20 protein-coding genes and 1 pseudogene are annotated in these 25,228 nt (G+C 67.6%); 10 read left to right on the plus strand and 11 right to left on the minus strand.

Features of this window, described 5'->3' with window-relative positions; genetic code table 11:
• Position 1: 1 nt before the first annotated feature.
• From ACXDF8_RS12085 to ACXDF8_RS12100, 4 genes are all read right to left on the minus strand, one after another.
• Complete coding sequence (locus tag ACXDF8_RS12085) at positions 2–3,133, minus strand: MMPL/RND family transporter (RefSeq protein WP_457223497.1); 3,132 nt, start codon at positions 3,131–3,133, stop codon at positions 2–4.
• A gap of 124 nt (positions 3,134–3,257) precedes the next feature.
• The gene (locus tag ACXDF8_RS12090) at positions 3,258–4,346 is read right to left on the minus strand and encodes an adenosine deaminase (protein WP_457223498.1); all 1,089 of its coding nucleotides are present in this window, start codon (positions 4,344–4,346) and stop codon (positions 3,258–3,260) included.
• Entirely contained in the window at positions 4,346–5,635 is a 1,290-nt protein-coding gene (locus ACXDF8_RS12095; RefSeq protein WP_457223499.1) for a thymidine phosphorylase, read from the minus strand. The genes ACXDF8_RS12090 and ACXDF8_RS12095 overlap by 1 nt, the downstream gene beginning before the upstream one ends.
• Positions 5,632–6,045, minus strand: a complete 414-nt coding sequence (locus ACXDF8_RS12100) for a cytidine deaminase (RefSeq protein ID WP_457223603.1) — start codon at positions 6,043–6,045, stop codon at positions 5,632–5,634. Before ACXDF8_RS12100 ends, ACXDF8_RS12095 begins: the two co-directional genes overlap by 4 nt.
• A 181-nt stretch (positions 6,046–6,226) precedes the next feature.
• Here ACXDF8_RS12100 and sdhC point away from each other — a divergent pair, with 181 nt between their 5' ends.
• Genes sdhC through ACXDF8_RS12120 form a run of 4 tightly spaced genes read left to right on the plus strand, consistent with a single transcriptional unit; the run spans position 6,227 to position 9,653 of the window.
• Entirely contained in the window at positions 6,227–6,646 is a 420-nt protein-coding gene (gene sdhC / locus ACXDF8_RS12105) for a succinate dehydrogenase, cytochrome b556 subunit (RefSeq protein WP_457223500.1), read from the plus strand.
• Positions 6,643–7,104: a succinate dehydrogenase hydrophobic membrane anchor subunit gene (locus tag ACXDF8_RS12110; RefSeq protein WP_457223501.1), complete on the plus strand. Its 462-nt coding sequence runs from the start codon at positions 6,643–6,645 to the stop codon at positions 7,102–7,104. The genes sdhC and ACXDF8_RS12110 overlap by 4 nt, the downstream gene beginning before the upstream one ends.
• A gap of 18 nt (positions 7,105–7,122) precedes the next feature.
• A complete protein-coding gene (gene sdhA / locus ACXDF8_RS12115; protein WP_457223502.1) occupies positions 7,123–8,877 on the plus strand; it encodes a succinate dehydrogenase flavoprotein subunit in 1,755 nt (584 codons plus the stop codon).
• On the plus strand, positions 8,877–9,653 hold the full coding sequence (locus tag ACXDF8_RS12120) for a succinate dehydrogenase iron-sulfur subunit (protein ID WP_457223503.1): 777 nt from the start codon (positions 8,877–8,879) through the stop codon (positions 9,651–9,653). Before sdhA ends, ACXDF8_RS12120 begins: the two co-directional genes overlap by 1 nt.
• On the opposite strand, the gene ACXDF8_RS12125 is transcribed toward ACXDF8_RS12120, so the two are convergent.
• Together ACXDF8_RS12125 and ACXDF8_RS12130 are read right to left on the minus strand one after the other, a co-directional pair.
• A complete protein-coding gene (locus tag ACXDF8_RS12125) occupies positions 9,625–10,803 on the minus strand; it encodes an acyl-CoA dehydrogenase family protein (RefSeq protein ID WP_457223504.1) in 1,179 nt (392 codons plus the stop codon). The genes ACXDF8_RS12120 and ACXDF8_RS12125 overlap by 29 nt on opposite strands.
• Before the next feature lies 1 nt (position 10,804).
• Complete coding sequence (locus ACXDF8_RS12130) at positions 10,805–11,983, minus strand: acyl-CoA dehydrogenase family protein (protein ID WP_457223505.1); 1,179 nt, start codon at positions 11,981–11,983, stop codon at positions 10,805–10,807.
• A gap of 235 nt (positions 11,984–12,218) precedes the next feature.
• On the opposite strand from ACXDF8_RS12130, the gene ACXDF8_RS12135 reads away from it, so the two are divergent.
• On the plus strand, positions 12,219–13,961 hold the full coding sequence (locus ACXDF8_RS12135; RefSeq protein ID WP_457223506.1) for an APC family permease: 1,743 nt from the start codon (positions 12,219–12,221) through the stop codon (positions 13,959–13,961).
• Here ACXDF8_RS12135 and ACXDF8_RS12140 read toward each other — a convergent pair.
• Genes ACXDF8_RS12140 through ACXDF8_RS12150 form a run of 3 tightly spaced genes read right to left on the minus strand, consistent with a single transcriptional unit; the run spans position 13,958 to position 17,694 of the window.
• Positions 13,958–14,638 carry a YoaK family protein gene (locus ACXDF8_RS12140; protein ID WP_457223507.1) on the minus strand — a complete coding sequence of 227 codons (681 nt, stop codon included), beginning with the start codon at positions 14,636–14,638 and terminating at the stop codon, positions 13,958–13,960. The genes ACXDF8_RS12135 and ACXDF8_RS12140 overlap by 4 nt on opposite strands.
• Complete coding sequence (locus ACXDF8_RS12145) at positions 14,638–16,191, minus strand: gamma-glutamyltransferase family protein (protein ID WP_457223508.1); 1,554 nt, start codon at positions 16,189–16,191, stop codon at positions 14,638–14,640. Before ACXDF8_RS12145 ends, ACXDF8_RS12140 begins: the two co-directional genes overlap by 1 nt.
• Positions 16,192–17,694 carry a gamma-aminobutyraldehyde dehydrogenase gene (locus ACXDF8_RS12150; protein WP_457223509.1) on the minus strand — a complete coding sequence of 501 codons (1,503 nt, stop codon included), beginning with the start codon at positions 17,692–17,694 and terminating at the stop codon, positions 16,192–16,194.
• 194 nt (positions 17,695–17,888) lie between these two features.
• Between ACXDF8_RS12150 and ACXDF8_RS12155 the strand changes: the two are divergent.
• From ACXDF8_RS12155 to ACXDF8_RS12170, 4 genes and pseudogenes are all read left to right on the plus strand, one after another.
• A pseudogene (locus tag ACXDF8_RS12155) lies at positions 17,889–18,332 on the plus strand (Lrp/AsnC family transcriptional regulator); the annotation flags it as partial.
• The gene (locus ACXDF8_RS12160) at positions 18,329–19,708 is read left to right on the plus strand and encodes an aspartate aminotransferase family protein (protein ID WP_457223510.1); all 1,380 of its coding nucleotides are present in this window, start codon (positions 18,329–18,331) and stop codon (positions 19,706–19,708) included. The pseudogene ACXDF8_RS12155 and the gene ACXDF8_RS12160, both read left to right, overlap by 4 nt.
• Entirely contained in the window at positions 19,705–20,703 is a 999-nt protein-coding gene (locus tag ACXDF8_RS12165; protein ID WP_457223511.1) for an SMP-30/gluconolactonase/LRE family protein, read from the plus strand. The genes ACXDF8_RS12160 and ACXDF8_RS12165 overlap by 4 nt, the downstream gene beginning before the upstream one ends.
• A gap of 76 nt (positions 20,704–20,779) precedes the next feature.
• A complete protein-coding gene (locus ACXDF8_RS12170; protein ID WP_457223512.1) occupies positions 20,780–22,027 on the plus strand; it encodes a D-alanyl-D-alanine carboxypeptidase family protein in 1,248 nt (415 codons plus the stop codon).
• Positions 22,028–22,031: 4 nt separating this feature from the next.
• On the opposite strand, the gene yhjD is transcribed toward ACXDF8_RS12170, so the two are convergent.
• Entirely contained in the window at positions 22,032–23,063 is a 1,032-nt protein-coding gene (gene yhjD / locus ACXDF8_RS12175; RefSeq protein ID WP_457223513.1) for an inner membrane protein YhjD, read from the minus strand.
• Between the two features lie 20 nt (positions 23,064–23,083).
• Entirely contained in the window at positions 23,084–24,100 is a 1,017-nt protein-coding gene (gene trpS, locus ACXDF8_RS12180) for a tryptophan--tRNA ligase (protein WP_457223514.1), read from the minus strand.
• Positions 24,101–24,148: 48 nt separating this feature from the next.
• On the opposite strand from trpS, the gene ACXDF8_RS12185 reads away from it, so the two are divergent.
• Positions 24,149–25,222 carry an esterase/lipase family protein gene (locus tag ACXDF8_RS12185; RefSeq protein ID WP_457223515.1) on the plus strand — a complete coding sequence of 358 codons (1,074 nt, stop codon included), beginning with the start codon at positions 24,149–24,151 and terminating at the stop codon, positions 25,220–25,222.
• The last annotated feature ends 6 nt before the right edge of the window (positions 25,223–25,228 follow it).

The following is a 25,228-nucleotide window of genomic DNA, read 5'->3' on the forward strand; positions in this document are numbered from 1 at the left end:
CTCACTGCGCCTCAGGCGGTCTCGGATCGCCCGGCCCCGACGCGTCGTCGTCGGGCTCCTCGTAGAGGACCGCCACAGGTGTGCCGGCCGCTGCGGACGCCGCGGCGGCTTCACGGGCGGCCCGCAACTTCACCCCCGGCGGCTTGGACGGCCACCAGTTGGCGTCCCCGATCAACACCGCCGCGGCCGGCACGGTGAGCGTTCGCACCAGGAAGGTGTCCAGCAGCAGACCGACGCCGATCACGAAACCGATCTGTGCGGCGGTGAGCACACTGCTGACGGTCAGGGCCATCATCGACGCGGCGAAGATCAGGCCGGCCGAGGTGATGACGCCGCCGGTCGCACCGACGGTACGGATGACCGCCGATCGCACCCCGTACTTTGCTTCGTCACGGATTCGGGAGATGAGCAGCAGGTTGTAGTCGGCGCCGACGGCGACAAGCACCATGAACGCGATTCCCGGCACCCCCCAGGCCAGCTCCTGGCCGAGGACGAACTGGAACAAGACCACACCGATGCCCAGCGCCGCGCCGTAGGACAACACCACCGACAACACCAGATACAGCGGCGCGACGATGGCACGCAGCAACACCATGAGAATCAGGAAGACCACGACCAACGTCATACACAGGATGTAGATGAAGTCGGAGTCGTAGAAGTCCCGGATGTTGGCGTTGATCGACGAGAAGCCCACCATCGAGATGTGCGAGCCGGCCAACTGCGTGTTGGGTGTCGCCGCGTTCGCCGTGTTGACGATGTCTTTGACCTGATCCATCGCCTCGGTGCTGAACGGGTTGAGCGCCGTCTGGACCAGGTAGCGCGCCGAATGGCCGTCCTCGGAGACGAACAGCTTGGCGGCCTTCTTGAACTCGTCCATGGTCAGCACCTGTGGCGGAATATAGAAGCCGGACATCGGCGGATCGGCCGCCTCCCGCTTCATCGCCAACAGGAACGTCGACGCCTGATCCAGGCCCGCCCCGAGGTTGCGGGTCTGGTCGACCAAGGCCTGCACGCCCACCGCGAGTTGGCGGCTCGAGTCGGCGAGGGTGTTGACACCCGTGACCGCCTCGTTGAGCTTCTTCTCGACGCCGCCCGGTTGGCCCACCCCGAGCGAGCGTGCGGCCGCCGTGGCCTTCTGGAGGTTCTTGCTCAGCTGGGAGACGGCCTCGTCGAGTTTCTGCGATCCGTCCGTCGCCGACAGTTCGCGGGCGAAGTCCTCGATGGACTTGACGGCCGGCGTGTTGGCGGCGTCGACGATCTTCTGCAGATCGGATCGGGAGTCGACGCACGCGGGGTCGCCATCGCACTGCGGGCTGACGTTGAGCGCGTTGAGCATCGGCGACGCCCAGTCACTGATGCTGGTGACCCGCAGGATGCTCAGTCCCAGCGCGTCGCCCAACGAGCGCATGCTGGTCACCAGCTTCGCGGTCTTGTCGATCTGGTCCAGCGTCTTGGTGCCGCCGTACTTCTGCGACATGGCGTCCAGGGCGCTGGTCAGCCCGCGGACACTGGCGATCGAGCCCACCACCTGGGTGCGGATCTGGCCCAGGACGTCGGCCATCTTGCCGGCACCGCCGGAGAGCAGGGTGAGGTTGTCGTCGTTGGTGGAGATGAGATTGGAGGCGTCACCGAGCTTGGTGCCGACCTCTCCGGCCTGATAGGTGGTCTTGGCCTGCTCGAGCACCTGGCCGGTCGGGCGGGTGATGCCACGCACCAGGTCGATGTTGGGCAGCTGCGCGATACGCGCGGCCATCTGTTCCATGTCGGCCAGCGCCTTGGGGGTGCGCAGGTCGTTCGGAGACTGGATGAACAGGAACTGCTGCAGCGTGCTGCTGATCGGGAAGTGCTGGTCCATCACCTCGTAGGCGTGGTTGCTCGCGGAGTCCTGCGGCAGGTTCTTGCGGTCGTCGTAGTTGAACCTCATCAGCGACGTGGTGGCGGCCAGCGCACCCAGGATCACCACGCTGGTCACCAGCAGCAGCCGCGGCCGGCGCACGATCATCACACCGGAGCGTCGCCACAGCCGCCCGGTGATGTCGCGACGCTGCTTGATCCATCCTCGCCGCCCGGCCAGCACGATGAACGCCGGCAACAAGGTGATCGACGCCAGGAAGCCCACCACGATCGTCACCGTCAGGGCCGGCCCGACGGTGGAGAAGATGGCCAGTTTGGTGAAGGACATCCCCAGGAAGGTCAGGGCGACGGTGCCCGCCGAACCGGCGATCACCTCACCGATCGAGCTCAACGCCGCGACGATCGCCTCGTCGGAGGCCATCCCGGTCTTGGTGAGTTCCTGATAGCGGCTGTAGAGGAAGACCCCGTAGTCGATACCGGCGCCCATCATCATGCCGGTCATCAGCATCATCGTCTGTGGGCCGAGTCCCAGGCCGAGTTCGCCGAGGCCGGCGACGGCCTGTTGGGCGACCAGTAGCGAAACGCCGATCGTGAGCAGCGGCATCAGCATCGCGATCAGGCTGCGGTACACCAACAGCAGGATCGAGAACACCAGGCCGACCGTGGCGATCTCGATCATGTGCTGGTCGCGGGCGCCGATGGCGTTCATGTCCTCGATCGTCGAAGCCCCGCCGACGACGTTGACCTGCAAAGACGAGCCCTTCGCCGCGTCGTTGACGGTCTTGATGACGCTGCGGTAGGCCTCCTGGCCGTCCGGGGTGCCCATCGTGCCCGACATACTGACCGGCAGATTCCAGGCCTTGTTGTCCTTGCTGGTCATCACCTCCTTGAGTTCAGGAGTACGGACGAAGTCCTGGATCGACGAGACGTTCTTGGTGTCGTCCTTGAGCTTGTCGACGATTTTGCGGTAGGTGACCTCGTCGGCCGGAGTCAGCCCGTTCTCGTTGCTGAGGATGACGGCGGCGAAGTTGCCGGCATCGGCCTCGTGAAAGGCTTCCTGCATCTGCTTGACCGAGACCAGGACCGGGGCGTCCTTGGGCAGGAAATCCGGTGGGTTGCGGGCCGCGACGACGGCCAGCGGGGTGATGAGGGCCATCAGGGCCCCGGCCAGAACCAGCCAAGCGGCAATCACAAGCAGGGGGTGGCGGACAACCAGCCGGCCCAGGCTCGTGAAGAAGTTGTGCGCGGACACGCCACTGAACACGGCGCGCTTGGACATCACACCAAGTTACATCGCGTGAACGCGCGCAGCCGTATCACCGACGCTGCCCAACTAGTGGCGTAGCAAATTGTTCTGTAGCCGGGATCCTACGCGCCCTCTGCGTCGTTCGCGCGAGGACGACTCAGCCGATCAGAACGGCGTAACGCGGCTTGATCACCTCGTCGATGATGCGCAGTCGCTCGTCGAAGTGGATGAACGCCGATTTCATCGCGTTGATGGTGAACCGCTCCAGATCGCTCCACCCGTACCCGAAGGCCTCGACCAGACGCAGCATCTCCTGGCTCATGGTGGTGTCGCTCATCAGGCGATTGTCGGTGTTGACGGTGACCCGGAACCGCAGCCGGGCCAGCAGGTCGAACGGGTGGCTGGCGATGCTGTCCACCGCGCCGGTCTGCACATTCGAGCTCGGGCACATCTCCAACGGGATCCGCTTGTCGCGCAGGATCGCCGCGAGCGGGCCCAGCTCGGCGGTCCCGTCGGGTAGCACCTCGACGTCGTCGACGATGCGCACACCGTGCCCGAGCCGGTCGGCGCCGCAAAACGCCAGCGCCTCGTGGATGGAGGGCAAGCCGAATGCCTCTCCGGCATGGATGGTGAATCGGGCGTTGTGGCCGCGCATGTATTCGAACGCGTCCAGGTGCCGGGTGGGCGGGTAGCCGGCCTCGGCGCCGGCGATGTCGAACCCGACGACACCCCGATCGCGGAACCGGATCGCCAGTTCGGCGATCTCCCGGGACCGGGCGGCGTGCCTCATGGCCGTCACCAGGCAGCGCACCACGATCGGATGACCGCCGGCCGCGGCCGCCTTCTCCCCGTCGACGAAGCCGGCCAGCACCGCCTCGACGACCTCGTCGAGCGACAACCCGCCGTCGATGTGCAGTTCGGGGGCGAACCGAACCTCGGCATAAACGACATTGTCGGCCGCCAGGTCTTCGACGCATTCGAAGGCCACCCGGTGCAGCGACTCGGGGCTCTGCATGACGGCCACGGTGTGCGCGAAGGGTTCGAGGTACCGCACGAGGGAGCCGCTGTGGGCTGCGGTTCGGAAGAAATCGGCCAGGACGGTCTCATCGTGGGCGGGCAGTCCGTCGTAGCCGATCTGCTCGGCGATCTCCAGGACGGTGGCGGGACGCAGCCCCCCGTCGAGGTGGTCGTGCAACAGCGCCTTGGGAGCTTGCTGGATCATCGGCAGCGTCAACGGTGTGGTCATCAGGCGATCCGATCGATGATGAGCGGACGCGCGGGTGGCGGTCCGGAGGGGTCAACGACGCTCCAGGCGCCGTTCAGCTCGGCCATCGCGGCCGGAATCCGCTCGGGAGTGTCGGTGTACAAGGTGAACAGCGGTGCACCGGCGGCGACCGGCTCGCCGGGACGGCGGTGGATGCGGACGCCGGCACCGGCCTGCACACGCTCGCCCGGGCGGGCCCGGCCAGCGCCGAGCCGCCACACCGTCAGCCCCATCGCCATTGCATCGATGTCCCCCATTGTGCCGCCCCGCGGTGCCGAGACGGTCTCGTTATGGGCTCCGATCGGCAGCGGCGCGGACGGGTCTCCGCCCTGGGCGGCCACCAGCGCACGGAAGCGGTCCATCGCGCTGCCGTCACACAAGGTCTGCGCCGGGTCACAACCGTCGATCCCGGCCAGCGCCAGCATTTCGGCTGCCAGCCGCACCGTGAGCTCGACGACGTCGGCCGGGCCGCCACCGGCGAGCACCTCAAGCGACTCGTCCACCTCCAGCGCGTTGCCGACCGTGCGGCCCAGGGGAACGTTCATATCGGTCAGCAACGCCCGGGTGGGCACACCGTGGGCACGGCCCAGTTCGACCATGGTGGCGGCCAACTCCCGCGACTCGGCCTCGGTCTTCAGGAACGCTCCGCGGCCCACCTTCACGTCGAGCACGAGCGATTGAGCGCCCTCGGCCAGCTTCTTGCTCATCACCGAGCTGGCGATCAGCGGCAGTGACTCCACCGTGGCGGTCACGTCGCGCAGGGCGTAGATCTTGCGGTCCGCGGGCGCCAGTTCACCGGCGGCGAAGATCGCCGCGCCCAGCTCCGAGAGTTGCTGACGGACTTGCGTTTTGGAGATCTCGGCGGAGAACCCCGGGATGGACTCCAATTTGTCCAGCGTGCCGCCCGTGTGGCCGAGTCCACGCCCAGCCGCCTGCGGAACCGCGGCGCCGCACGCGGCGACGACCGGAACCAGCGGAATGGTGATCTTGTCACCGACCCCACCGGTGGAGTGCTTGTCCACCGTCGGGCGGCTGAGGTCGCGAAAGTCCAGTCGCTCTCCCGAGGCGATCATCGCCGTCGTCCACCGGGAGATCTCCGCGCGGTCCATCCCGCGCAGGAAAATCGCCATCAGCAGGGCCGACATCTGCTCGTCGGCAACCCGGCCGTGGGTGTAGGCGTCGATCACCCAGTCGATGGCGGCATCGCTCAGCCGGCCGCCGTCGCGTTTGGCCCTGATCACGGTGGGCGCGTCGAATGTGAACTGGGTCACGGCTTTTCCTGCTCGACGCGGGCCAGATCCGCCGGGCCGAACGCCTCGGGCAGCAGTTCGGCCAGTCGCAGCGGGCCGTTCGGGTGGTCGACGAGCAGCTCGGGCCCGCCGTGCTCGAGAAGCACCTGGCGGCATCGTCCGCACGGCATCAGCGCAGCCCCTCCTGCGTCCACCACCGCCAGCGCGACCAGCCGTCCCCCGCCCCCGGACACCAGGGCGCAGGCCACTGCGCACTCGGCACAGAGACCTAGGCCATATGAGACATTCTCCACATTGCAGCCGGTGATCATCCGGCCGTCGTCAACAAGTGCCGCCGCTCCGACAGGAAATCGGGAGTACGGTGCGTACGCCCGCCGTGATACTTCGATTGCCTTGGCGCGCAGCACTTTCCAGTCAGGATCGATCGTCATGACGTGCCCCCTGCGCCGGAACTGAATGCATTCACCTGCCACCTCGTCGCGCTCGGCGGGGTGGCCGGCGGCGGCCGGAATCGGCTGCGTGGCCACCCCTGGTTACTGCACCGTAATTCTTCCGACAGTACAAACGGAGTTAGAGTCCACCCAAAACGCAACGAAAGCGTTGGAGGCGCTGATGAGTACAGCGGCACCGGTTGTGCCGGCCCCGCGCGACAAGTCGTCCCGGCGGCGGACCCTGTATCGGGGTGACCCGGGAATGTGGTCGTGGGTGCTGCACCGGATCACCGGGGCGACGATCTTCTTCTTCCTGTTCGTCCACGTGCTGGACACCGCCCTGGTGCGAGTCAGCCCGCAGGCTTACAACGAGGTCGTCGAGACCTACAAGAACCCGATCGTCGGGCTGATGGAGATCGGTCTGGTGGCCGCGCTGCTCTACCACGCGCTCAACGGCGTCCGGATCATCCTCGTCGACTTCTGGTGGAAAGGTCCGCGTTATCAACGCCAGATGCTGTGGGCGGTCGCGGGGGTCTGGCTGCTGGTGATGGTGCCCTCGTTGGTCATCATCGGCATGCACATGGCGGAGCGGTTCCTGTGACCGCGCCGGAGAGCCGGCTGGGACCGCCGGCGCCGATCCTCGAGCGCAACCACGACCGCCCGGCCGGTCTGGACAACCCCCGCAGCCCGCGGCGGCGTTCCGGCATGCCGAATTTCGAGAAGTACGCGTGGCTGTTTATGCGCTTCTCCGGCGTCGTGCTCATCTTCCTGGCGTTGGGCCACCTGTTCATCGGGTTGATGTGGGACGGCGGCGTGTACCGCATCGACTTCAACTACGTCGCGCAGCGCTGGGCCTCGCCGTTCTGGCAGACCTGGGACCTGTTGCTGCTGTGGCTGGCCCAGCTGCACGGCGGCAACGGCATGCGCACCATCATCGCCGACTACGCCCGCAAGGACGCCACCAAGTTCTGGCTGAACTCGCTGCTGGTGGTCTCGATGCTGACCGTCCTGGTGGTGGGTACCTACGTGTTGCTGACCTTCGACCCGAACATCTCCTAACCGCTCCGGGGAGCCAACATGATCACCGAACACCGCTACGACGTCGTGATCGTCGGTGCCGGCGGCGCCGGTATGCGCGCCGCCGTGGAGGCGGGCCCACGTGCCCGCACCGCGGTCCTGACCAAGCTGTACCCGACCCGCAGCCACACCGGCGCTGCCCAGGGCGGTATGTGCGCGGCGCTGGCCAATGTCGAGGAAGACAACTGGGAATGGCACACCTTCGACACCGTCAAGGGTGGTGACTACCTGGCCGACCAGGACGCCGTCGAGGTGATGTGCAAGGAAGCCATCGACGCCGTGCTGGACCTGGAGAAGATGGGGATGCCGTTCAACCGGACCCCCGAGGGCCGCATCGACCAACGCCGGTTCGGCGGGCACACCCGCGATCACGGCAAGGCCCCGGTGCGCCGGGCCTGTTACGCCGCCGACCGCACCGGCCACATGATCCTGCAGACGCTGTACCAAAACTGCGTCAAGCACGACGTGGAGTTCTTCAACGAGTTCTACGCACTCGACATCGCGCTGACCCAGACTCCCAGCGGCCCGGTGGCCACCGGGGTGATCGCCTACGAGCTGGCAACCGGCGACATCCACATCTTCCACGCCAAGGCCATCGTCTTCGCCACCGGCGGGTCGGGTCGCATGTACAAGACCACCTCCAACGCCCACACACTCACCGGCGACGGGCTGGGCATCATCTTCCGCAAGGGACTTCCCTTGGAGGACATGGAGTTCCACCAGTTCCATCCGACCGGCCTGGCCGGTCTCGGCATCCTGATCTCCGAGGCGGTGCGCGGCGAGGGCGGCCGGCTGCTCAACGGGGAGGGTGAGCGGTTCATGGAGCGCTACGCCCCGACGATCGTCGACCTGGCCCCGCGCGACATCGTGGCCCGCTCGATGGTGCTCGAGGTGCTCGAAGGCCGCGGCGCCGGGCCGCACAAGGACTACGTCTACATCGACGTGCGCCATCTCGGCGAGGACGTGCTCGAGGCCAAGCTGCCCGACATCACCGAGTTCGCCCGCACGTACCTGGGCGTCGACCCGGTCAAGGAGTTGGTGCCGGTCTATCCGACGTGCCACTACGTCATGGGCGGCATCCCGACCACCATCACCGGGCAGGTGCTGCTCAACAACACCACCACGGTGCCGGGCCTGTACGCCGCCGGTGAGTGCGCGTGCGTCTCGGTGCACGGCGCCAACCGGCTGGGCACGAATTCGCTGTTGGACATCAACGTGTTCGGTCGCCGCGCGGGCATCGCGGCCGCGAACTACGCGCTGGGCCACGACTTCGTCGATCTGCCGGAGAGCCCGGCGGCCATGGTGGTCGACTGGGTGGCCAACATCTTGAGCGAGCACGGCAACGAGCGTGTCGCCGACATCCGCAGCGAGCTGCAGCAGTCGATGGATAACAACGCCGCGGTGTTCCGTACCGAGGAGACGCTCAAGCAGGCGTTGACCGACATCCACGGGCTCAAGGAGCGGTACTCGCGAATCACCGTGCACGACAAGGGCAAGCGCTACAACAGCGACCTGCTCGAGGCCATCGAGCTGGGCTTCCTGCTCGAGCTGGCCGAGGTCACCGTCGTGGGTGCGCTCAACCGCAAGGAATCCCGCGGCGGGCATGCCCGTGAGGACTACCCGAACCGGGACGATACCAACTACATGCGCCACACCATGGCGTACAAGGAAGGCACGGATCTGCTCAGTGACATCCGGCTGGACTACAAGCCGGTGGTGCAGACCCGCTACGAGCCGATGGAGCGCAAGTACTGATGACGATTTCGCCAGAGGTCGACACCCGCGAACCCGCACTCCCGCCGATCCCGGACGGGGCGGTGATGGTGACGTTGAAGATCTCCCGGTTCAACCCGGAGGATCCCGACAGCGCCGGCTTCCAGAGCTTCCGGGTGCCGTGCCTGCCCAGTGACCGGCTGCTGAATCTGCTGATCTACGTCAAGAGCTACCTGGACGGCACGCTGACCTTCCGCCGCTCGTGCGCCCACGGCGTGTGCGGGTCCGACGCGATGCGGATCAACGGGGTCAACCGGCTGGCCTGCAAGGTGCTGATGCGGGATCTGTTGCCCAAGAAGGACAAGCCGCTCACCATCACCATCGAACCGATCCGCGGGCTGCCCGTGGAGAAGGATCTGGTGGTCAACATGGAGCCTTTCTTCGACGCCTACCGCGCGGTCAAGCCGTACCTGATCACCAGCGGCAACGCGCCGACCCGGGAGCGGATCCAGAGCCCGACCGACCGGGCCCGCTACGACGACACCACCAAGTGCATCCTGTGTGCGTGCTGCACGACGAGCTGCCCGGTGTACTGGAACGAGGGCTCCTACGCGGGTCCGGCCGCGATCGTCAACGCCCACCGCTTCATCTTCGACAGCCGCGACGAGGGAGCCGCCGAGCGGCTCGACATCCTCAACGACGTCGACGGGGTGTGGCGCTGCCGCACCACGTTCAACTGCACCGACGCCTGCCCGCGCGGTATCGAGGTGACTAAAGCAATTCAGGAAGTCAAGCGCGCGTTGATGTTCGCGCGCTGACGCCGCCGCCGCGCGCGGCGGTCTGCCGGTCGGCCAGGCTCTCGCTCGTACGCCGACATCGCCGCAGCCGTTCGGCGACAGCGGCCCGGCCCACCGGGTCGCCGTCGAGCCAGGTTGCGGCGATGTCGGCGCCACCGCCCAGCGTCGAGAGGACCCTGGCGCGCTCGGACCACAGGTGCAGGTCGGTCTCCACCACGTAGCCCATCCCGCCGTGCAGCTGGTGGGCATCGAGGGTGGCGTACTTGGCAGCGGTGGCCGATTGCATTCGGGCAACGGCGGTTTCGCGGACCGCACTGCGGCCCGCCCCGATCCAGAACAGTGCCGACTGGGCGGCAAGCCTGGCCGCGGACAAGGTGATGTGCATATCGGCCACCAGGTGCTGGGCGGCCTGGAACGAGGCGATCGGCCGGCCGAACTGGTGGCGCATGGTGGTGTAGCGCACCGTGCGTTCGAGCACGGCCTCCCCCACCCCAACCAGGTCCAGCGACGTCAGCGCCACCGCGGCGTTGGCGGCACGGCGCAGTTCGCCCTCGTCCAGAGCCGCGCCACCGGAAAGCACATCGTCGACGCGCACCCCGTCGAAGCGCACGCAGGACGCCCGATGGCCCCCCATCAGGTCCAAGGCGCGCATCGTCACGCCGTCATTGCGCAGCCCGACGACGAAGCCGAGGGTGGCACCCGACGGGTCGGCGCCGGAGACGACGATCACGTCGGCGGTATCGGCGTCGGAGACGAAATCGGCTGTGCCGGTGAGCCGCCACCCGCCGTCGCGATTGGGATCAGCGCGCACGGTAGCGGTGACGTCGGAGGCGTCGTTGGGATTCCACAGTGCTGTCGCGCCCGCGAGCCGGCCTGACGCCAGTTGGGGCAGCCAGCGGCGGCAGGACTCGTCGCCACCGAGCATGTGCACGGCGTGCGCGGCGGCCACCGTGCTGTGCACCCGCACCGGGCACAGCGCGCGGCCCGCTTCGCGGGCGAAGATGCCCAGGTCTAAGAGCGTGCCGCCGGATCCACCGAAGGCCTCCGGCAGGCCGAGCCCCATCACTCCCGCCGCGGCCAGATCGCTCCACAGGTCGGCGCGGCCCGCGGCCAGCAGCCCGCGCAGACTCGCCGCCAGATCGCACTCGTCCTGCCCGGCAACCAGTTTCATGTCATCTCCCATACGAGGGCATACCGTCGCCACGCTGGGCGATCACGTCGCGCAGCACCTCGTTGGTGCCGCCGCCGAAGCGCATGAGCGGTGCGAAGCGGTACAGCTTCTCGAATCGTCCACCGGCGGGCGCCTCCGGATTGCGGTATGCCAGCAGACCCTCTGCGCCCAGCAGGTCGATTCCCAGATCGGCGATGCGCTGGCGCAGTTCGCTGCTGAACACCTTCTCGACGCTCACCTCGACGGTGGGGATCACGCCGTCGTCGAGCAGTGAGGACGCCTCGTAGCCCATCAGGCCGGCGACTTCGACGTCGGCCTCGGCCTGAGCGAGTCGCCGCCGGAACCCGGGGTTGTCGAGCGGGATCGAACCGTCGCGGCGCGGCATCCGGGCCAGAACCTGCAGCTCGTCGAGCGCACGGCGCAGGTCGCCGGCGTTGGTCAACGCTCCGCGCTCCAGGTCCAGGGCACCGGTGATGTAGGACCAGCCCCGGTTTTCCTCACCGACGAGGTTGGTGACCGGCACCCGTACCTCGTCGAAGAACACCTCGTTGGTGCGGTAGCCCGACCAGGCGATCAGCGGCCGGATGCGGACGCCGAGGCTGTCCACCGGCACCACGATCACCGAGATACCCCGGTGTCGCGGCGCGTGCGGATCGGTCCGCACACACAGCCACTCATGGGTCGAGGACTGCGCCTCGCTGTTCCAGATCTTGGACCCGGTGATCACCCACTCGTCGCCGTCGCGGACCGCCCGGGTCCGCAGTGCAGCCAGGTCGGTGCCCGCATCCGGTTCGGAATAGCCCAGGGCACAGGTCATCTCGCCGCGGGCGATCAGCGGGAGGAACTCGCGCTTGTTCTGCTCGGTGCCATGGCGCATGATCATCGGCGCGATCGAGGTGACCGTGAGATCCGGACCGGGAACTCCCCAGTACTCGAACTCGGTCATCAACAGGTGCAGGTGCACCGGACCGAGCCCGAGGCCGCCATACTCGGTCGGCCAATTCAGCCCGAACCAGCCCTTCGCGCCGATCTTGCGACGGAAAGCGGCCGCCTCCCCGCCGGGATGTTCCAGATTGTGTTCGGCAATCTCGGCGCGCAGGGCGTCAGTGACGTTCTCGCGCAGGAATTCCCGGACCTCGGCCAACCATGCGCGCTGACCGGCGTCGAGGTCGAAATCCACAACTGAGCACCCTAGCCGACTAGTTAGGTTGTCAACTCAATATTGCCGGTCGAGTTGACGTGGCGCGCCGGGGTGGAGAACATTCGTGCAGATGTGACCGCCGCGCACGGTCGTCCGGCGACTGATTCCATCGCCGTATTACCTGAATGAAAACAAATCCGTAGTTTCAGAGCGGATTGGCGACTGAAATCGTACTCTCATCTCCGTCAATTCAGGCGTTCAAGCAGGAGATGCCATGAGCAAAGGCGAGCTGACGCTCGAGCCGGGTGCGCCCGTTCCGTCCAATTCCGTCGAGAGCAAGGGTCTCAAGGGCGGTGCGCTGGGGCTGGTGTCCAGCATCGTCGTCGGCATGGCCTCGACGGCCCCGGCCTACTCCCTGGCTGCGACCCTCGGGCTGATCGTCGCCAGTGGTGGCGCGCTGCTGGCCGGTGTCAAAGCACCGGCCATCGTGCTGATCGCCTTCATCCCGATGTACATGATCGCGGTGGCCTACCAGGAGCTGAACAAGGCCGAGCCGGACTGCGGGACCACGTTCACCTGGGCATCGCGGGCGTTCGGACCGCTGATCGGCTGGCTCGGCGGCTGGGGCATCATCGCCGCTGACGTCATCGTGATGGCCAACCTGGCACAGATCGCCGGGGCCTATTCCTTCACCTTCGCCGGAGACCTGGGCTGGAGCTCAGCGGCCGAGCTGGCCAGCAGCACGCTGTGGTCCACGGTCGCCGGCGTCATCTGGATCGTCGTGATGACCTACATCTGCTACCGCGGCATCGAGGTGTCGGCGCGCATCCAGTACGGCCTGCTCGGCATCGAGCTCGTGGTGCTGGTGGTGTTCTCCATCGTGGCGCTGATCAAGGTGTACGCGGGCAAGGCCGAGACGTACTCGCTGCACCCGTCGCTGTCCTGGTTCTGGCCGGGCGGGCTGGACTTCGGCACCGTCATCGCCCCGGCCATCCTCACGGCCATCTTCATCTATTGGGGCTGGGACACCGCAGTCGCCTGCAACGAGGAGTCCGAGGACCCGGGCACCACACCGGGACGCGCGGCGGTCATCTCCACCTTCCTGCTACTGGCCACCTACGCCTTGGTGAGCGTCGCCGCGATCGCCTTCGCGGGCACCGGCACCGACGGCATCGGACTGGGCAACCCGGACAACGCCGCGGATGCCTTCGCCGCGATCGGCCCGGACCTGTTCGGCGACAGCATCCTCGGCAAGATCGGCCTGTTGCTGCTGTCCGCGTCGATCCTGACCTCGGCGTCGGCGTCGACCCAGACGACGATCCTGCCGACGGCACGAACCACGCTGTCGATGGGCGTCTACCGGGCATTGCCGACGTCGTTCGCCAAGATCCACCGCACCTACCTGACCCCCACCACCTCGACGATCGTCATGGGCGCGGTGTCCATCGGGTTCTACGTGTTGTTCACCTTGATCAGCTCCAACCTGCTCTCGGCACTGATCGGTTCGGTCGGTCTGATGATCGCCTTCTACTACGGCCTGACCGGATTCGCCTGCGTGTGGTTCTACCGCAAGGACCTCACCAAGAACCTGCGCGATTTCGTCATGCGCGGGGTGGTGCCGCTGGCAGGCGGCCTGATCCTGCTGGTCGTGTTCGCCTACGGGCTCATCCAGTACGCCAAGCCGGACTGGCTCACCGACGACGACGGCAACAACGTCACGATCTTCGGCTACGGCGCGGTCGCGGTCGTCGGTATCGGCGCGCTGGTGCTGGGCGTGATCCTGATGGGCGTGTGGTGGCTGATGTCGCCCGACTTCTTCCGCGGCCGCACCCTGTCGCGGCGCTCGAGCGCCGATCTGGTGCTGACGCCGGCGACCGCGGTCGAGGCGCACTTCGGGCTGCCGGACTCCGGTGACATGCCGACGGTCATCTCACCCGACCTGTCGAACCTGCCGCCGGGTGAGACGGCCCTCAACCCCGAGACCGGCGAGGAGTTCACCCGGGGCCCGCAAGCCTAGGACCACATCCGATGGCCGGCCACCGCCACCGCGGCGGTGGCCACGGCCGCGAGGTAGACCGGATATCCGGCATCGAGGCGCAGCAGCGAGGCACCGCAGAACGCGCCGGCGATGATCACCACGATCGCCCAGAACCGACGATGGGTCAGCCACAGCATGCCGGGACCGAACAACGTCTCGCTGGCATAAGCGGTGAGCGTGGAGGTCACCACGACCGTGGTGATATCGGCGACGGCCAGCATGCGCGCCGTGGCCGCTTGGGCGCCCATCAGTGTCGCGAGCGTCGCGGCGAGACCGACCCCGACGGCCGACTCGCCGCTGACCCGGACGACGGTCAGCACCGTGGCCGCAGCGGCGAGCACCACCGCACTCGTGGCGAACACCGCGGTGACCACCGGTCGCCACCCGCCGGGGTGGCGTCGCAGCAGCTTGCCCACGAACGCGGCGCCGACCACGTAGGCGCCCAGCGCCACCAGCGGGCCGACGACGGGCAATGCGTCCTCACCGGCCATGCCCATCCCGAGGATCACCACGTTGCCGGTCATGTTGCCGGTGAACACCCGGTCCAGCGCGAGGTAACCGACGGCGTCGAGCAGCCCGGTCACGAAGGTCAGCACCAGCATCAGCCACACCTGCAGGTGTTTTCGCGCGAAGGCGCGAGCGAGGCCGTTGCTCATCACGCGAGCGGGCGGGGGCGGTGGAGCACCACCGCAGCACCGTCGCAGCGGGGATCCGACGCCGCGGTCATGGCGCCCCTGTCGTCGACGAACACCACGTTGGCCTGACCGAGCGATTCGGTCCGCGGTGCAACCTCGACCGGGTCGAAGCCCGCCTGCCGGATCGAGGCGAGCGCCGGCGCGGGCAGGTCGGCCTCCACCGTCACGGTGTCCGGGCCGCCGCCGCTCTGGTTGCCGACGATGGCGCGTGGCGCCGCGACCGCGTCGATTGCACCGGCGCCGTCGAGTTCGTGCAGGAGGATCTGCGCGAGGATCTGTGGCTGACCCTGACCACCCATCGTCGACAGCACGTGTCCGATTCGGCCGTGGCGCGACGTCATCGCCGGCATCAGCGTGTGTGCCGGCCGCTTGCGCGGCGCGATCACGTTCGGCGACGCCGGATCCAGGCTGAAACCGCAGCCGCGGTTGTGGAAGAGCACACCGGTCACGGGGTCGATCAAACCCGACCCGAACGCGTAGTACACGCTCTGGATCAACGAGACCGCGTAGCCCTCACCGTCGGCTGCCGCGATGCCGACGGTGTCCCCGCGCGGGACGCCCGCCCCGGCGCCGTACCCAGCAGGTGAGGGTTGTGCCATGCCCGCGATGTCGACCGCCGCGAAGCGCGGATCGGCCAGCTGGTGATCGCGGATTGCGTTGCCGCGGTGGAAGGCCCGCAACAGCTCGCCCATTCCGTCGCCGACCGGGCGCTCGATGCCGGCCGCCCGCACCTCAGCGAGGGCCCGCAGCAGTAGGAATCCCTGGCTGTTCGGTGGGCTCGTCAAGACGGTGAGCTCACCGAACTCGGCGCTCAGCGGGGCCTGAACCTCCGGCTGGAAGTCGGCGAAATCCGTCGGGACCAGACAGGAGTCGTGCGATCGCAGGTGATCCACCATGCGCTCGGCGAGCGCTCCGGTGTAGAACGCCGCCGGCCCGTCGGACCGCAGCGCGGCGAACGTGTCGGCAAGGGCAGGCTGGCGCAACACCTCACCGGCCCGCAGGGGCGCACCGCCGGGACGGAACACCCGGTCGAAGTCCGCGGTGCCGACGAGGTCGTGCTTCTCGGCGTCATCGAGGTGGGTGGCCAGCGAGGCCGCGACGGGGACCCCGTCGCGCGCGAGCCGTTGGGCGGCGAGCAACGTTGCACTCCACGATGAGCGAGAACCGAAGCGGCGCATCGCCTCCCAGCCGCGGACTCCGCCGGGGACCGTGACCGCGGCGGCGCCGCGCGGCGGCAGCCAGTCGCCGTACCGAGCGCGCAGGCCCGCCGCATCCACCCCGGCACCGGCCCAGCCGGACGCATTTATGCACCGGACCTCCCCGTCCGGGGTCCGGATCAACGCGAACAGGTCGCCACCGAGTGCGACGTTGTGCGGATAGACGACGGTGAGCACCGCGGCCGCGGCAATCGCGGCGTCGATGGCGGTGCCGCCGTCGCGCAGCACGTCCAACCCCGCGTCGGTGGCCAGGGCGTGCGGGGTGGCCAGCGCCGCGACGGTAATCGGATCAGCCACTTACCGCAGCTTGAAGATCGTTCGGTGCCAATCCTTTTCGGCGACTCCGGTGATGTCGCTCATCACGTGCTTGATGGTGAGGTACTCCTCGAAGGAGTAGTCGCTCATGTCCTTGCCGAATCCGGACGCCCCGACCCCGCCGTGCGGCATCTCGGAGATGATCGGGATGTGGTCGTTGATCCACACACACCCGGCGTTGATCTCGCGCGACGCGCGCTGCGCGCGGTAGACGTCGCGGGTCCAGGCCGAGGCGGCCAGACCGTAGTCGGTGTCGTTGGCCTGACGCAACGCGTCGTCGTCGCCGTCGTGGGGGCGCACGGTCAACACCGGCCCGAAGATCTCGTCGCGGTAGACCTCGGAGGTCTCGGCGACGTCGGCGATCAGCGTGGGCAGATAGAAGGAGCCGGGTAGATCCGGTGCCGCGCCACCGGTCACGATGCGCCCGCCCTGTCCGGGCGCCCGGGAGACCATCGCGGCGACCTTGTCGCGATGCACCGCCGAGATCAGCGGGCCCAGATCGGTGTCGGGATCCTGCGGGTCACCGACGACCATCTTGCTCATCAACTCGGCCACCCCGGCGACAAAGTCGTCGTAGAGGTTGCGCGCGACGATGGCGCGGGTGGCGGCGGTGCAGTCCTGGCCGGTGTTGATCAGCGACCCGGCCACCGCGCCGTGAATGGCGGCATCGAGGTCGGCGTCGTCGAACACCACGAACGGCGCCTTGCCGCCGAGCTCGAGCTGGGTGCGGTGGCCATGCACGGCGGCGGCGGCCATCACCCGTCGCCCCACCGCGGTGGAACCGGTGAACGTCACGACGTCGACGTCGCGGTGGCCGGCCAGTGCGGTGCCGACGTCGGCGCCCGCGCCGGTGATCACATTGAGCACGCCGTCGGGCAGGCCGGCCTCGGTGGCCAGCCGGGCCAGCGTCAGGGTGGTCAGCGGTGTCAGCTCCGCGGGCTTGATCACCACCGAGCAGCCCGCGGCCAGGGCGGGCAGCACCTTCCAGACCGCCATCTGCAGCGGGTAGTTCCACGGCGTGATCGTCGCGACCACTCCGAGAGCCTCACGGCGGATAGAGGAGGTGTGGTCGCCGGAGTACTCCGCGGTGGCCTTGCCCTCCAGGTGCCGGGCCGCCCCAGCGAAGAACGCGATGTTGTCGATGCTGCCGGGCACGTCGAACTCTGCTGCCAGACGCACCGGCTTGCCGGTCTGGCTGACCTCTTCGGCGATGATCTCCTCGGCGTGGGCCTCGGCGAGCTCGGCCAGCTTGGCCAGCACGGTCGCGCGCTGCACAGGGGCGGCGCCTGCCCAGCCGCGCTGCGCAGCGCGAGCGGAGGCCACCGCGGTGTCGACGTCGGCCGGCTGGGCCAATGCGAGTTCCACGACGACGCTGCCGTCGGCGGGGTTGACCACCCGGTGCGGGGCGCCGCCGGTCACCACCGGAGCACCATCGATCCAGCTACTGGGCACAATTCGGGTCTTGTCGGAGGCGATCGTGGTCACCGGACCACGGTAACCGACCCGGCACAGCGCTGCTACGCATTCCCCCCGTGCAAGTGGTTGGACACGACCAATTTCATCGATCCCGTTGCTTAAAACAACGGATTCCGTGCACAATCATGGGCATGCGCGACTCGGGTGTACCGGCCAGTCGGTTCCCCGTCCGCGCGGTCGGGGCCGGCGGCAACGGGCCGGTCCAGCTCGACGAGATGTCCAAGGCCATCATCGAGAAGCTGCAACAAGATGGCCGCCGATCCTACGCCGCGATCGGTAAGGCCGTCGGGTTGTCCGAGGCCGCGGTGCGCCAGCGCGTGCAGCGGTTGGTGGACTCCGGGGTGATGCAGATCGTCGCGGTGACCGATCCGCTGCAACTGGGCTTCACCCGTCAGGCGATGATCGGCATCCGTTGCACCGGTGACACCACCAAAGTGGCCGACAAGCTGGCGCAGATCGACGCCGTGGACTACGTGGTGCTCACCGCGGGCACCTTCGACGCGATCGCAGAAGTGGTGTGCGAGGACGATGCGGAACTACTCGAGTTGCTCAACACCGAGATCCGCGCCGTGCCAGGGGTGACCTCGACCGAAACCTTGGTCTACCTCAAACTCGTTAAACAACAATACAATTGGGGAACACGATGACAACCTCCACGCAAGACCTCACAGCAGAGCTGTCGGCAAAGGCCGACCGCCACCTGTGGGGCCACTTCGCTCGGCACGGCAACGGGTTGACGCCGCCGATCATCAGCCGCGGCGAGGGCGTGTACATCTACGACAGCCACGGCAAGAAGTACTTCGACGGGCTGTCGGGCCTATTCGTGGTGCAGGCCGGCCACGGCCGCAAGGAACTCGCCGAAGCGGCGGCCAAGCAGGCCGAGACCCTGGAGTTCTTCCCGCTGTGGTCCTATGCCACCCCGCCGGCGATCGAACTGGCCGATCGGCTGGCCAAATACGCTCCCGGTGACCTGAACCGGGTGTTCTTCACCACCGGTGGCGGCGAGGCTGTCGAGAGCGCCTGGAAGCTGGCCAAGCAGTACTTCAAGCTCACCGGCAAGCCCGGCAAGTACAAGGTCATCTCGCGGGCGATCGCCTACCACGGCACCCCGCAGGGCGCGTTGGCCATCACCGGCCTGCCCGATTTCAAGAAGCCGTTCGAGCCGCTGACACCGGGCGGTTTCCGGGTTCCCAACACCAACTTCTACCGCGCCCCCGCGCCGTACGACACCGATATCAAGGCCTGGGGCCAGTACTGCGCGGACCGGATCGCCGAGGCGATCGAGTTCGAGGGACCCGATACCGTGTGCGCGGTGTTCCTGGAGCCGGTGCAGAACGCCGGTGGCTGCTTCCCGCCGCCGCCGGGATACTTCGAGCGGGTCCGCGAGATCTGCGACGAGTACGACGTGCTGCTGGTCTCCGACGAGGTGATCTGCGCGTTCGGCCGCATCGGTTCGATGTTCGCCTGTGAGGACATCGGCTACCAGCCCGACATGATCACCTGCGCCAAGGGTATGACGTCGGGTTACTCACCGATCGGCGCGATGATCGCCAGCGACAAGCTCTTCGAGCCGTTCAACGACGGCAAGACCGTGTTCGGGCACGGCTACACCTTCGGTGGACACCCGGTGTCCTCGGCGGTGGCGCTGGCCAACCTCGACATCTTCGAGCGCGAGGGCATCAACGACCACGTCAAGACCAACGCCCCGATCTTCCGCGCCACTCTGGAGAAGCTGCTCGAGTTGCCGATCGTCGGCGACGTCCGCGGTGAGGGGTTCTTCTACGGCATCGAGCTGGTCAAGGACAAAACCACCCGGGAGACGTTCAACGAGGACGAGAGCGAGCGGCTGCTGCGCGGGTTCTTGTCGGCGGCCTTGTTCGAGGCGGGCCTGTACTGCCGCGCCGACGACCGTGGCGACCCAGTCGTGCAGTTGGCTCCGCCGCTGATCAGCGGGCCCAAGGAGTTCGACGAGATCTACGACATTCTGCACCGGGTGCTCAGCGAGGCCAGTCGCCTGCTGTGAGTGCGGCGGGCAAGCCCTCGATCGACCCGGTTCGGTGGCAACCGCCGCCGGTGGCGCCGCTGCCCGAGTTCGGGCCGGCGGAGCTGACGATCGTGGGGCTGCCCGGCGCGCAGCCCGAAGACATCGTGCTCGACGCGGACGGCGCGCTGTGGACCGGACTGGTCGACGGCCGCGTCGTGCGCATCGACGCCGATGGCGGGACGACGACGGTCGGCACGACGACCGGACGGCCGCTGGGCATGACGGTGTCACGCGACGGGCGACTGCTGATCGCTACCAGCCCAGGCGGACTGGTAGCCATGGACCGCGGCACCGGCGAGCTCACCGTGCTCGTCGAGTCGGTGGCGGGACGGCGACTGCAATTCTGCTCGAACGTGGCCGAATTGCCGGACGGCACAATCTATTTCACCGAGTCGACGGCGAAGTTTAGCTTCGAGCACTTCAAGGGTGCGATCTTGGAGTCCCGCGGTGACGGCGCGCTCTTCCGGCTGGACCCGGACGGCACGGTGGCCACTGTCGTCGAGCACCTGTACTTCGCCAACGGGTTGACGCCGACAGCCGACGGCTCGGCGCTGGTGTTCGCCGAGACCCAGGCCCGCCGACTGTCGAAGTACTGGCTGGATGGGCCGCAGGGCGGCACTGTCACACCACTGGCCCAGCACCTACCCGGCATGCCCGACAACTTGTCGACGGGTGCCGACGGGCGGATCTGGTGCGCGATGGTCTCGGCCCGCAACGGGGCCGCCGATTTCCTCTCGCCACGCTGGCCGGGGCTGCGCGCGCTGCTGTGGAAACTGCCCGACACATTGCAGCCGCAGATCGCGCCGACGGTCTGGGCGGTGGCCTTCGATCCCGACACCGGCGCGGCCGTGTCGGGGGTGCGGATGAGTCATCCACAGTTCGGCCTCGTCACCGGTCTCGTCGAGCGGGAGGACCGGCTGTGGCTGGCCACGATCGGGCATTCAGCGGTGGCGCACTGCCCGCTCCCAAGCTAACAATTGCATCAAATACCACTCCAGTAACAGCGCGGCTCCGTCGTTTCGGCGTCGCAATCCCCTAATCTGCCAGTCGATGGCGAGCTCAAGAACCTTCGCGCGGTGCGCCGCCGCCGTGGCAGCGGCGCTCTGCGTCGTCGGCACCCCGGCGATCGCGTGGGCCGAACCGAACGCGGCACCGGACCCCAACACCTGCCCCTATCGGGTGACCACCCCGCCGGCCGTCGACTCCTCGGAGGTTCCCGAGGCAGGCGACCCGCCCCAACCGCTGCCCGTGCCGGCCAAGACGGTCGGCGGCGACGCGCTCTCGGGCTGCGGAGTGATCGTCGCGGCCGGAACACCGCCGGTTCCCGACGACGTCTCCGCCGAGTCCTGGGTGGTGGCCGACCTGGACACCGGCGACATCATCGCCGCGCGCGACCCGCACGCCCGGCACCGGCCCGCCAGCATCATCAAGGTGCTCACCGCGATGCAGTCGATCAACGAACTGCCGCTGAACAAGACCGTCGAAGGCACCCAGGACGACGCCAACGCCGAAGGCACCCGGGTCGGAGTCGACGAGGGCGGCCGCTACACGGTCAACGACCTGCTGCACGGGCTGCTGATGCACTCGGGCAACGACGCCGCGCATGCGCTGGCGGTGCAACTCGGCGGCATGGACGTCGCGCTGCAGAAGATCAACGGGCTGGCCCGCAAACTCGGCGGGCAGGACACCCGAGCGGCCACGCCGTCGGGGCTGGACGGACCGGGCATGAGCACCTCGGCATACGACATCGGCCTGTTCTACCGATACGCCTGGCAGAACCCGACTTTCGCGAACATCGTCGCCACCGAGAAGTACAACTTCCCGGGCCACCCGGCCAAGCCGGGCGAGGACGGCGACCACCCGGGCTACGAGCTGGAGAACGACAACAAGCTGCTCTACAACTATCCGGGGGCGCTCGGCGGCAAGACCGGTTACACCGACGACGCCGGCCAGACGTTTGTCGGCGCCGCGAATCGGGACGGCCGCCGGCTGGTCGCGATCCTGATGCGCGGAACCCGTCAGCCGATCGCACCGTGGGAGCAGGCCGCCCATCTGCTCGACTATGGCTTCGCCACGGCTCCCGGAACCAAGGTCGGCACGCTCATCGACCCGGACCCGTCGCTGATGGCCCCTAAACCGGATCCCGCATCCGCCGTGAGCGCGAAGGCCTCGGCAATACTGCCCGAGGCCGACGCGGTCCCGGTACGGGTCGGCGTCGCGGTGATCGGCACGCTGGTCGTGTTCGGACTGATCATGGTGGCGCGCTCCATCAATCGCCGCCCGGCCCGCGGCCGGTAGCGAGCTAGTCCCGCTCGCCGCGCCACAGCCGGGTCAGGCCGACCGCACCCACGGCACCCACCGCCATCGCGGCCAGCCACTGCCGGGCGCTCAGACCCTCGTCCTGGACGACCCGCGGTGAGATGATCGCCGGCGCCGGCGCGGCAACTGGATCGGGGAGCAGATTGTCCGCGGAGGTGGCCGCCCACGCGGTGGCGAACAGCACCAGCCGGGCAGTGATGTAGGCGAACACCATCAGACCGAGGACCGGCCCGAACGTCGCGCCGGCCGGGCCGTGCACCACCGAACGCAGGTAGAACGAGCCGGCCAGCTTGAAGACCTCGAAGGCCACCGCGGCCAGCAGCCCGGCGTGCACGCTGGAGCGGAAGCTGACCGACTCCCGTGGCAGCCGCGCAATCATCCAAGTGAACAACAGCCACGACACCGCGAAGGACGTCAGGATCGACACCACCCGCAGGCCGACACCCAGGCCCGGAATATGGTGCACGCCAAACCATTCCAAGACTCGGGTCATCAGCGAGGGATCGCCGAGCGCGGAGAGCGCGATCGTCACCGTGATCGCGACGAAGACCGACAGCAGGGCCAGCAGGTCGGACAGTTTGGTGCGCACGAAGCCCAAGCCGTCGCCGCGCTGATCGGCCCACATCTGGCTCAGCGCCTCACGCAGGTTCGAGATCCAGCCGAGCCCCGCCCATGCCGCGGTGGCCAGCCCGATGACACCGATCGAGGTGCGGGAGTTGATCGCCGACTCCATCAGCTTGACCAGTTGGGTGCCGAAGTCTCCGGACACCGCCGATCGGATGCGGCTCTCGACCTCGTTGAGCAACTCGGGTTGGCTGGCCAGGACGAAGCCCGCCGCGGCGAAGCCAACCATCAGCAGCGGGAACAGCGCGAAGATCGTGAAGTAGGTGATGCCGGCGGCGTAGAAGTCGCCCTTGGCATCCTGGTAGCGCCCTTGCGCCCGCATCGCATGGTCGAACCAGGGATAACGGGCACGAAACCGGTCCACAAACCCCGGTTTGGCCGGTTCCGTCATGCCCGCCTCCCGGCTAGTGGCTACCGAAGTGTCGGCAGAAACCCTATCCGCTCGTATACCCGGCTGATGGTCTCGGCAGACACCTCCTGCGCGCGCCGGGCGCCGTCGGCCAGAATCGCCTGCAACTCGGCCGGATCGGCCAGCAGTTCACCGACTCGCTGCTGGATCGGGGTGACGTAGGAGACGACGGCATCGGCGGTCTCCTTCTTCAGGTCGCCGTAGCCGCGGCCGGCATAACCCGCGACCAGGGTGTCGATATCGGTGCCCGTCACCGCCGACTGGATGGACAGCAGGTTGGATACGCCCGGTTTGGCGGCGACGTCGAAGCGGATCTCCCGCTCACTGTCGGTCACCGCAGAGCGGATCTTCTTGGCCGAAATCTTCGGGTCGTCCAGCAGGTTGATCAGCCCGGCCTCGGTGGCCGCCGACTTGCTCATCTTGGCGGTTGGGTCCTGCAGGTCGTAGATCTTGGCCGTCACCTTCTGGATCATCGGCTCGGGGATGACGAAGGTGTCGGGGAACCGGACGTTGAACCGTTGCGCGACATCGCGGGCCAGCTCCAGATGCTGGCGCTGATCCTCCCCGACCGGCACCAGGTCGGCGTCGTAGAGCAGGATGTCGGCGGCCATCAGCACCGGGTAGGTGAACAACCCGACCGTGGTGGCGTCGGCGCCCTGTTTCTGCGACTTGTCCTTGAACTGGGTCATCCGCGAGGCCTGGCCGAACCCGGTGAAACACCCCAGCACCCAGGCCAATTGGGTGTGTGCCGGGACCTGGCTCTGCACGAAGATCGTCGCGCGGGCCGGGTCGATACCCAGCGCCAGGTACTGCGCGGCGGTCACCAGCGTGCGGTGGCGCAGCGTCGCGGGATCCTGCGGCACGGTGATCGCGTGCAGGTCGACGACGCAGAAGAAGGCGTCGTAGTCGTGTTGCAGGCCGACCCATTGGTTGATTGCGCCGAGCGCGTTGCCGAGATGAAGGGAATCTGACGTCGGCTGAACGCCGGAGAAAACGACCGGACGCGATGAACTGTTCATGATGCATAGATCCTGTCACGGGGCGAATCGGGGCTAGCATCCTGCTTCGTGAGACGAATATTGACGCGCGCCATCACGCTGGCCGTCGCCATCGCCATGGTCGTCCCGCTCGGCGGGTGCCAGAGCAAGTCCGGTGACGAGAAACGGCCGGCCTCCACCGCGGTGGTGATCGTCTCCGGCGGGGACGCCACGAGCCCTTTCACGACTCCCGATCAGGCCTGCGCGACCGGCTTGGCCGCCGGCAACACCGACACCGCGCTGCGCGAGTACCTGCTCAAGCAGGGCTACACCGTCTACACCTCCCCGGCGATCAACGGTCGCGGCCAGGTGACCGACCAGACCGGATTCGGCCCGTTCGGCGTCTGTCCGGTCACCCTGCCGGAAAACATGACGGTCAACTCGACCGGCAGCATCGACACCGCCGGGGAACACCTGGCGCGCTTCCTGAACTGGCTGCACACCGACAAGGGCGTCAACGAGGTGGACTTCGTGGCGCACTCGATGGGCGGGCTGTACTCGCGGGCCGCCATCCGGGTCTTGACCTCGACGAACTCCCCAGTGAAGGTGCGCTCGCTGACCACCCTGGGCACACCGTGGCAGGGCTCGTATCTGTCCGATTACGCCAACAATCTGGTTCCGCTGACCGACTGCGCCGGCGATAAGCTCTGTGATTCCGCGATGAAGGTCTTCAAGGACCGGGTGTTGCAGCTCATGGCCGGGTCGGGCCGCGAGGTCAACCAGGCCTTCCTGATGGGCAAGGACGGCTGGAACGAGTTCCAGTCCGGGGTGCTCGACAAGATCCCGGTGGTGCTGATCGGCGGCAAAAAGTTCAACCCCGAGAAGTCCAGCACTGGCGGGCAGCTCAACCCCGCCGTGTGGCCCAACGACGGTCTGGTCGCCCTGCAGAGCGCGCTGGCCAAGGACATCAGCGATTCGGTATTGCCACACCGACGTTGCTTCACCTTCGACGACACCCACAGCATCTTCGTCTCCAACGCCGCCGGTCTGGACTGGAAGACCGCGCTGACGTGGGATCCGCAGGTGCTCGAGACCGTGCACAAGTCCATCGAAGGTGCCCCCAAGGAACTGGAGACGCCCAACCGGGACGGCTGCCCGGCCTAGTGCGCC

This window comes from Mycolicibacterium sp. CBM1, assembly GCF_054073305.1.

What these genes read in the sequence shown, in the direction of transcription:
- ACXDF8_RS12085 (WP_457223497.1), bottom strand. Translation starts at nt 3,133, where the DNA reads ATGTCCAAGCGCGCCGTGTTCAGTGGCGTGTCCGCGCACAACTTCTTC.
- ACXDF8_RS12090 (WP_457223498.1), bottom strand. Translation starts at nt 4,346, where the DNA reads ATGACCACACCGTTGACGCTGCCGATGATCCAGCAAGCTCCCAAGGCG.
- ACXDF8_RS12100 (WP_457223603.1), bottom strand. Translation starts at nt 6,045, where the DNA reads ATGACGATCGATCCTGACTGGAAAGTGCTGCGCGCCAAGGCAATCGAA.
- sdhC (WP_457223500.1), top strand. Translation starts at nt 6,227, where the DNA reads ATGAGTACAGCGGCACCGGTTGTGCCGGCCCCGCGCGACAAGTCGTCC.
- sdhA (WP_457223502.1), top strand. Translation starts at nt 7,123, where the DNA reads ATGATCACCGAACACCGCTACGACGTCGTGATCGTCGGTGCCGGCGGC.
- ACXDF8_RS12120 (WP_457223503.1), top strand. Translation starts at nt 8,877, where the DNA reads ATGACGATTTCGCCAGAGGTCGACACCCGCGAACCCGCACTCCCGCCG.
- ACXDF8_RS12125 (WP_457223504.1), bottom strand. Translation starts at nt 10,803, where the DNA reads ATGAAACTGGTTGCCGGGCAGGACGAGTGCGATCTGGCGGCGAGTCTG.
- ACXDF8_RS12135 (WP_457223506.1), top strand. Translation starts at nt 12,219, where the DNA reads ATGAGCAAAGGCGAGCTGACGCTCGAGCCGGGTGCGCCCGTTCCGTCC.
- ACXDF8_RS12140 (WP_457223507.1), bottom strand. Translation starts at nt 14,638, where the DNA reads ATGAGCAACGGCCTCGCTCGCGCCTTCGCGCGAAAACACCTGCAGGTG.
- ACXDF8_RS12160 (WP_457223510.1), top strand. Translation starts at nt 18,329, where the DNA reads ATGACAACCTCCACGCAAGACCTCACAGCAGAGCTGTCGGCAAAGGCC.
- ACXDF8_RS12170 (WP_457223512.1), top strand. Translation starts at nt 20,780, where the DNA reads ATGGCGAGCTCAAGAACCTTCGCGCGGTGCGCCGCCGCCGTGGCAGCG.
- yhjD (WP_457223513.1), bottom strand. Translation starts at nt 23,063, where the DNA reads ATGACGGAACCGGCCAAACCGGGGTTTGTGGACCGGTTTCGTGCCCGT.
- trpS (WP_457223514.1), bottom strand. Translation starts at nt 24,100, where the DNA reads ATGAACAGTTCATCGCGTCCGGTCGTTTTCTCCGGCGTTCAGCCGACG.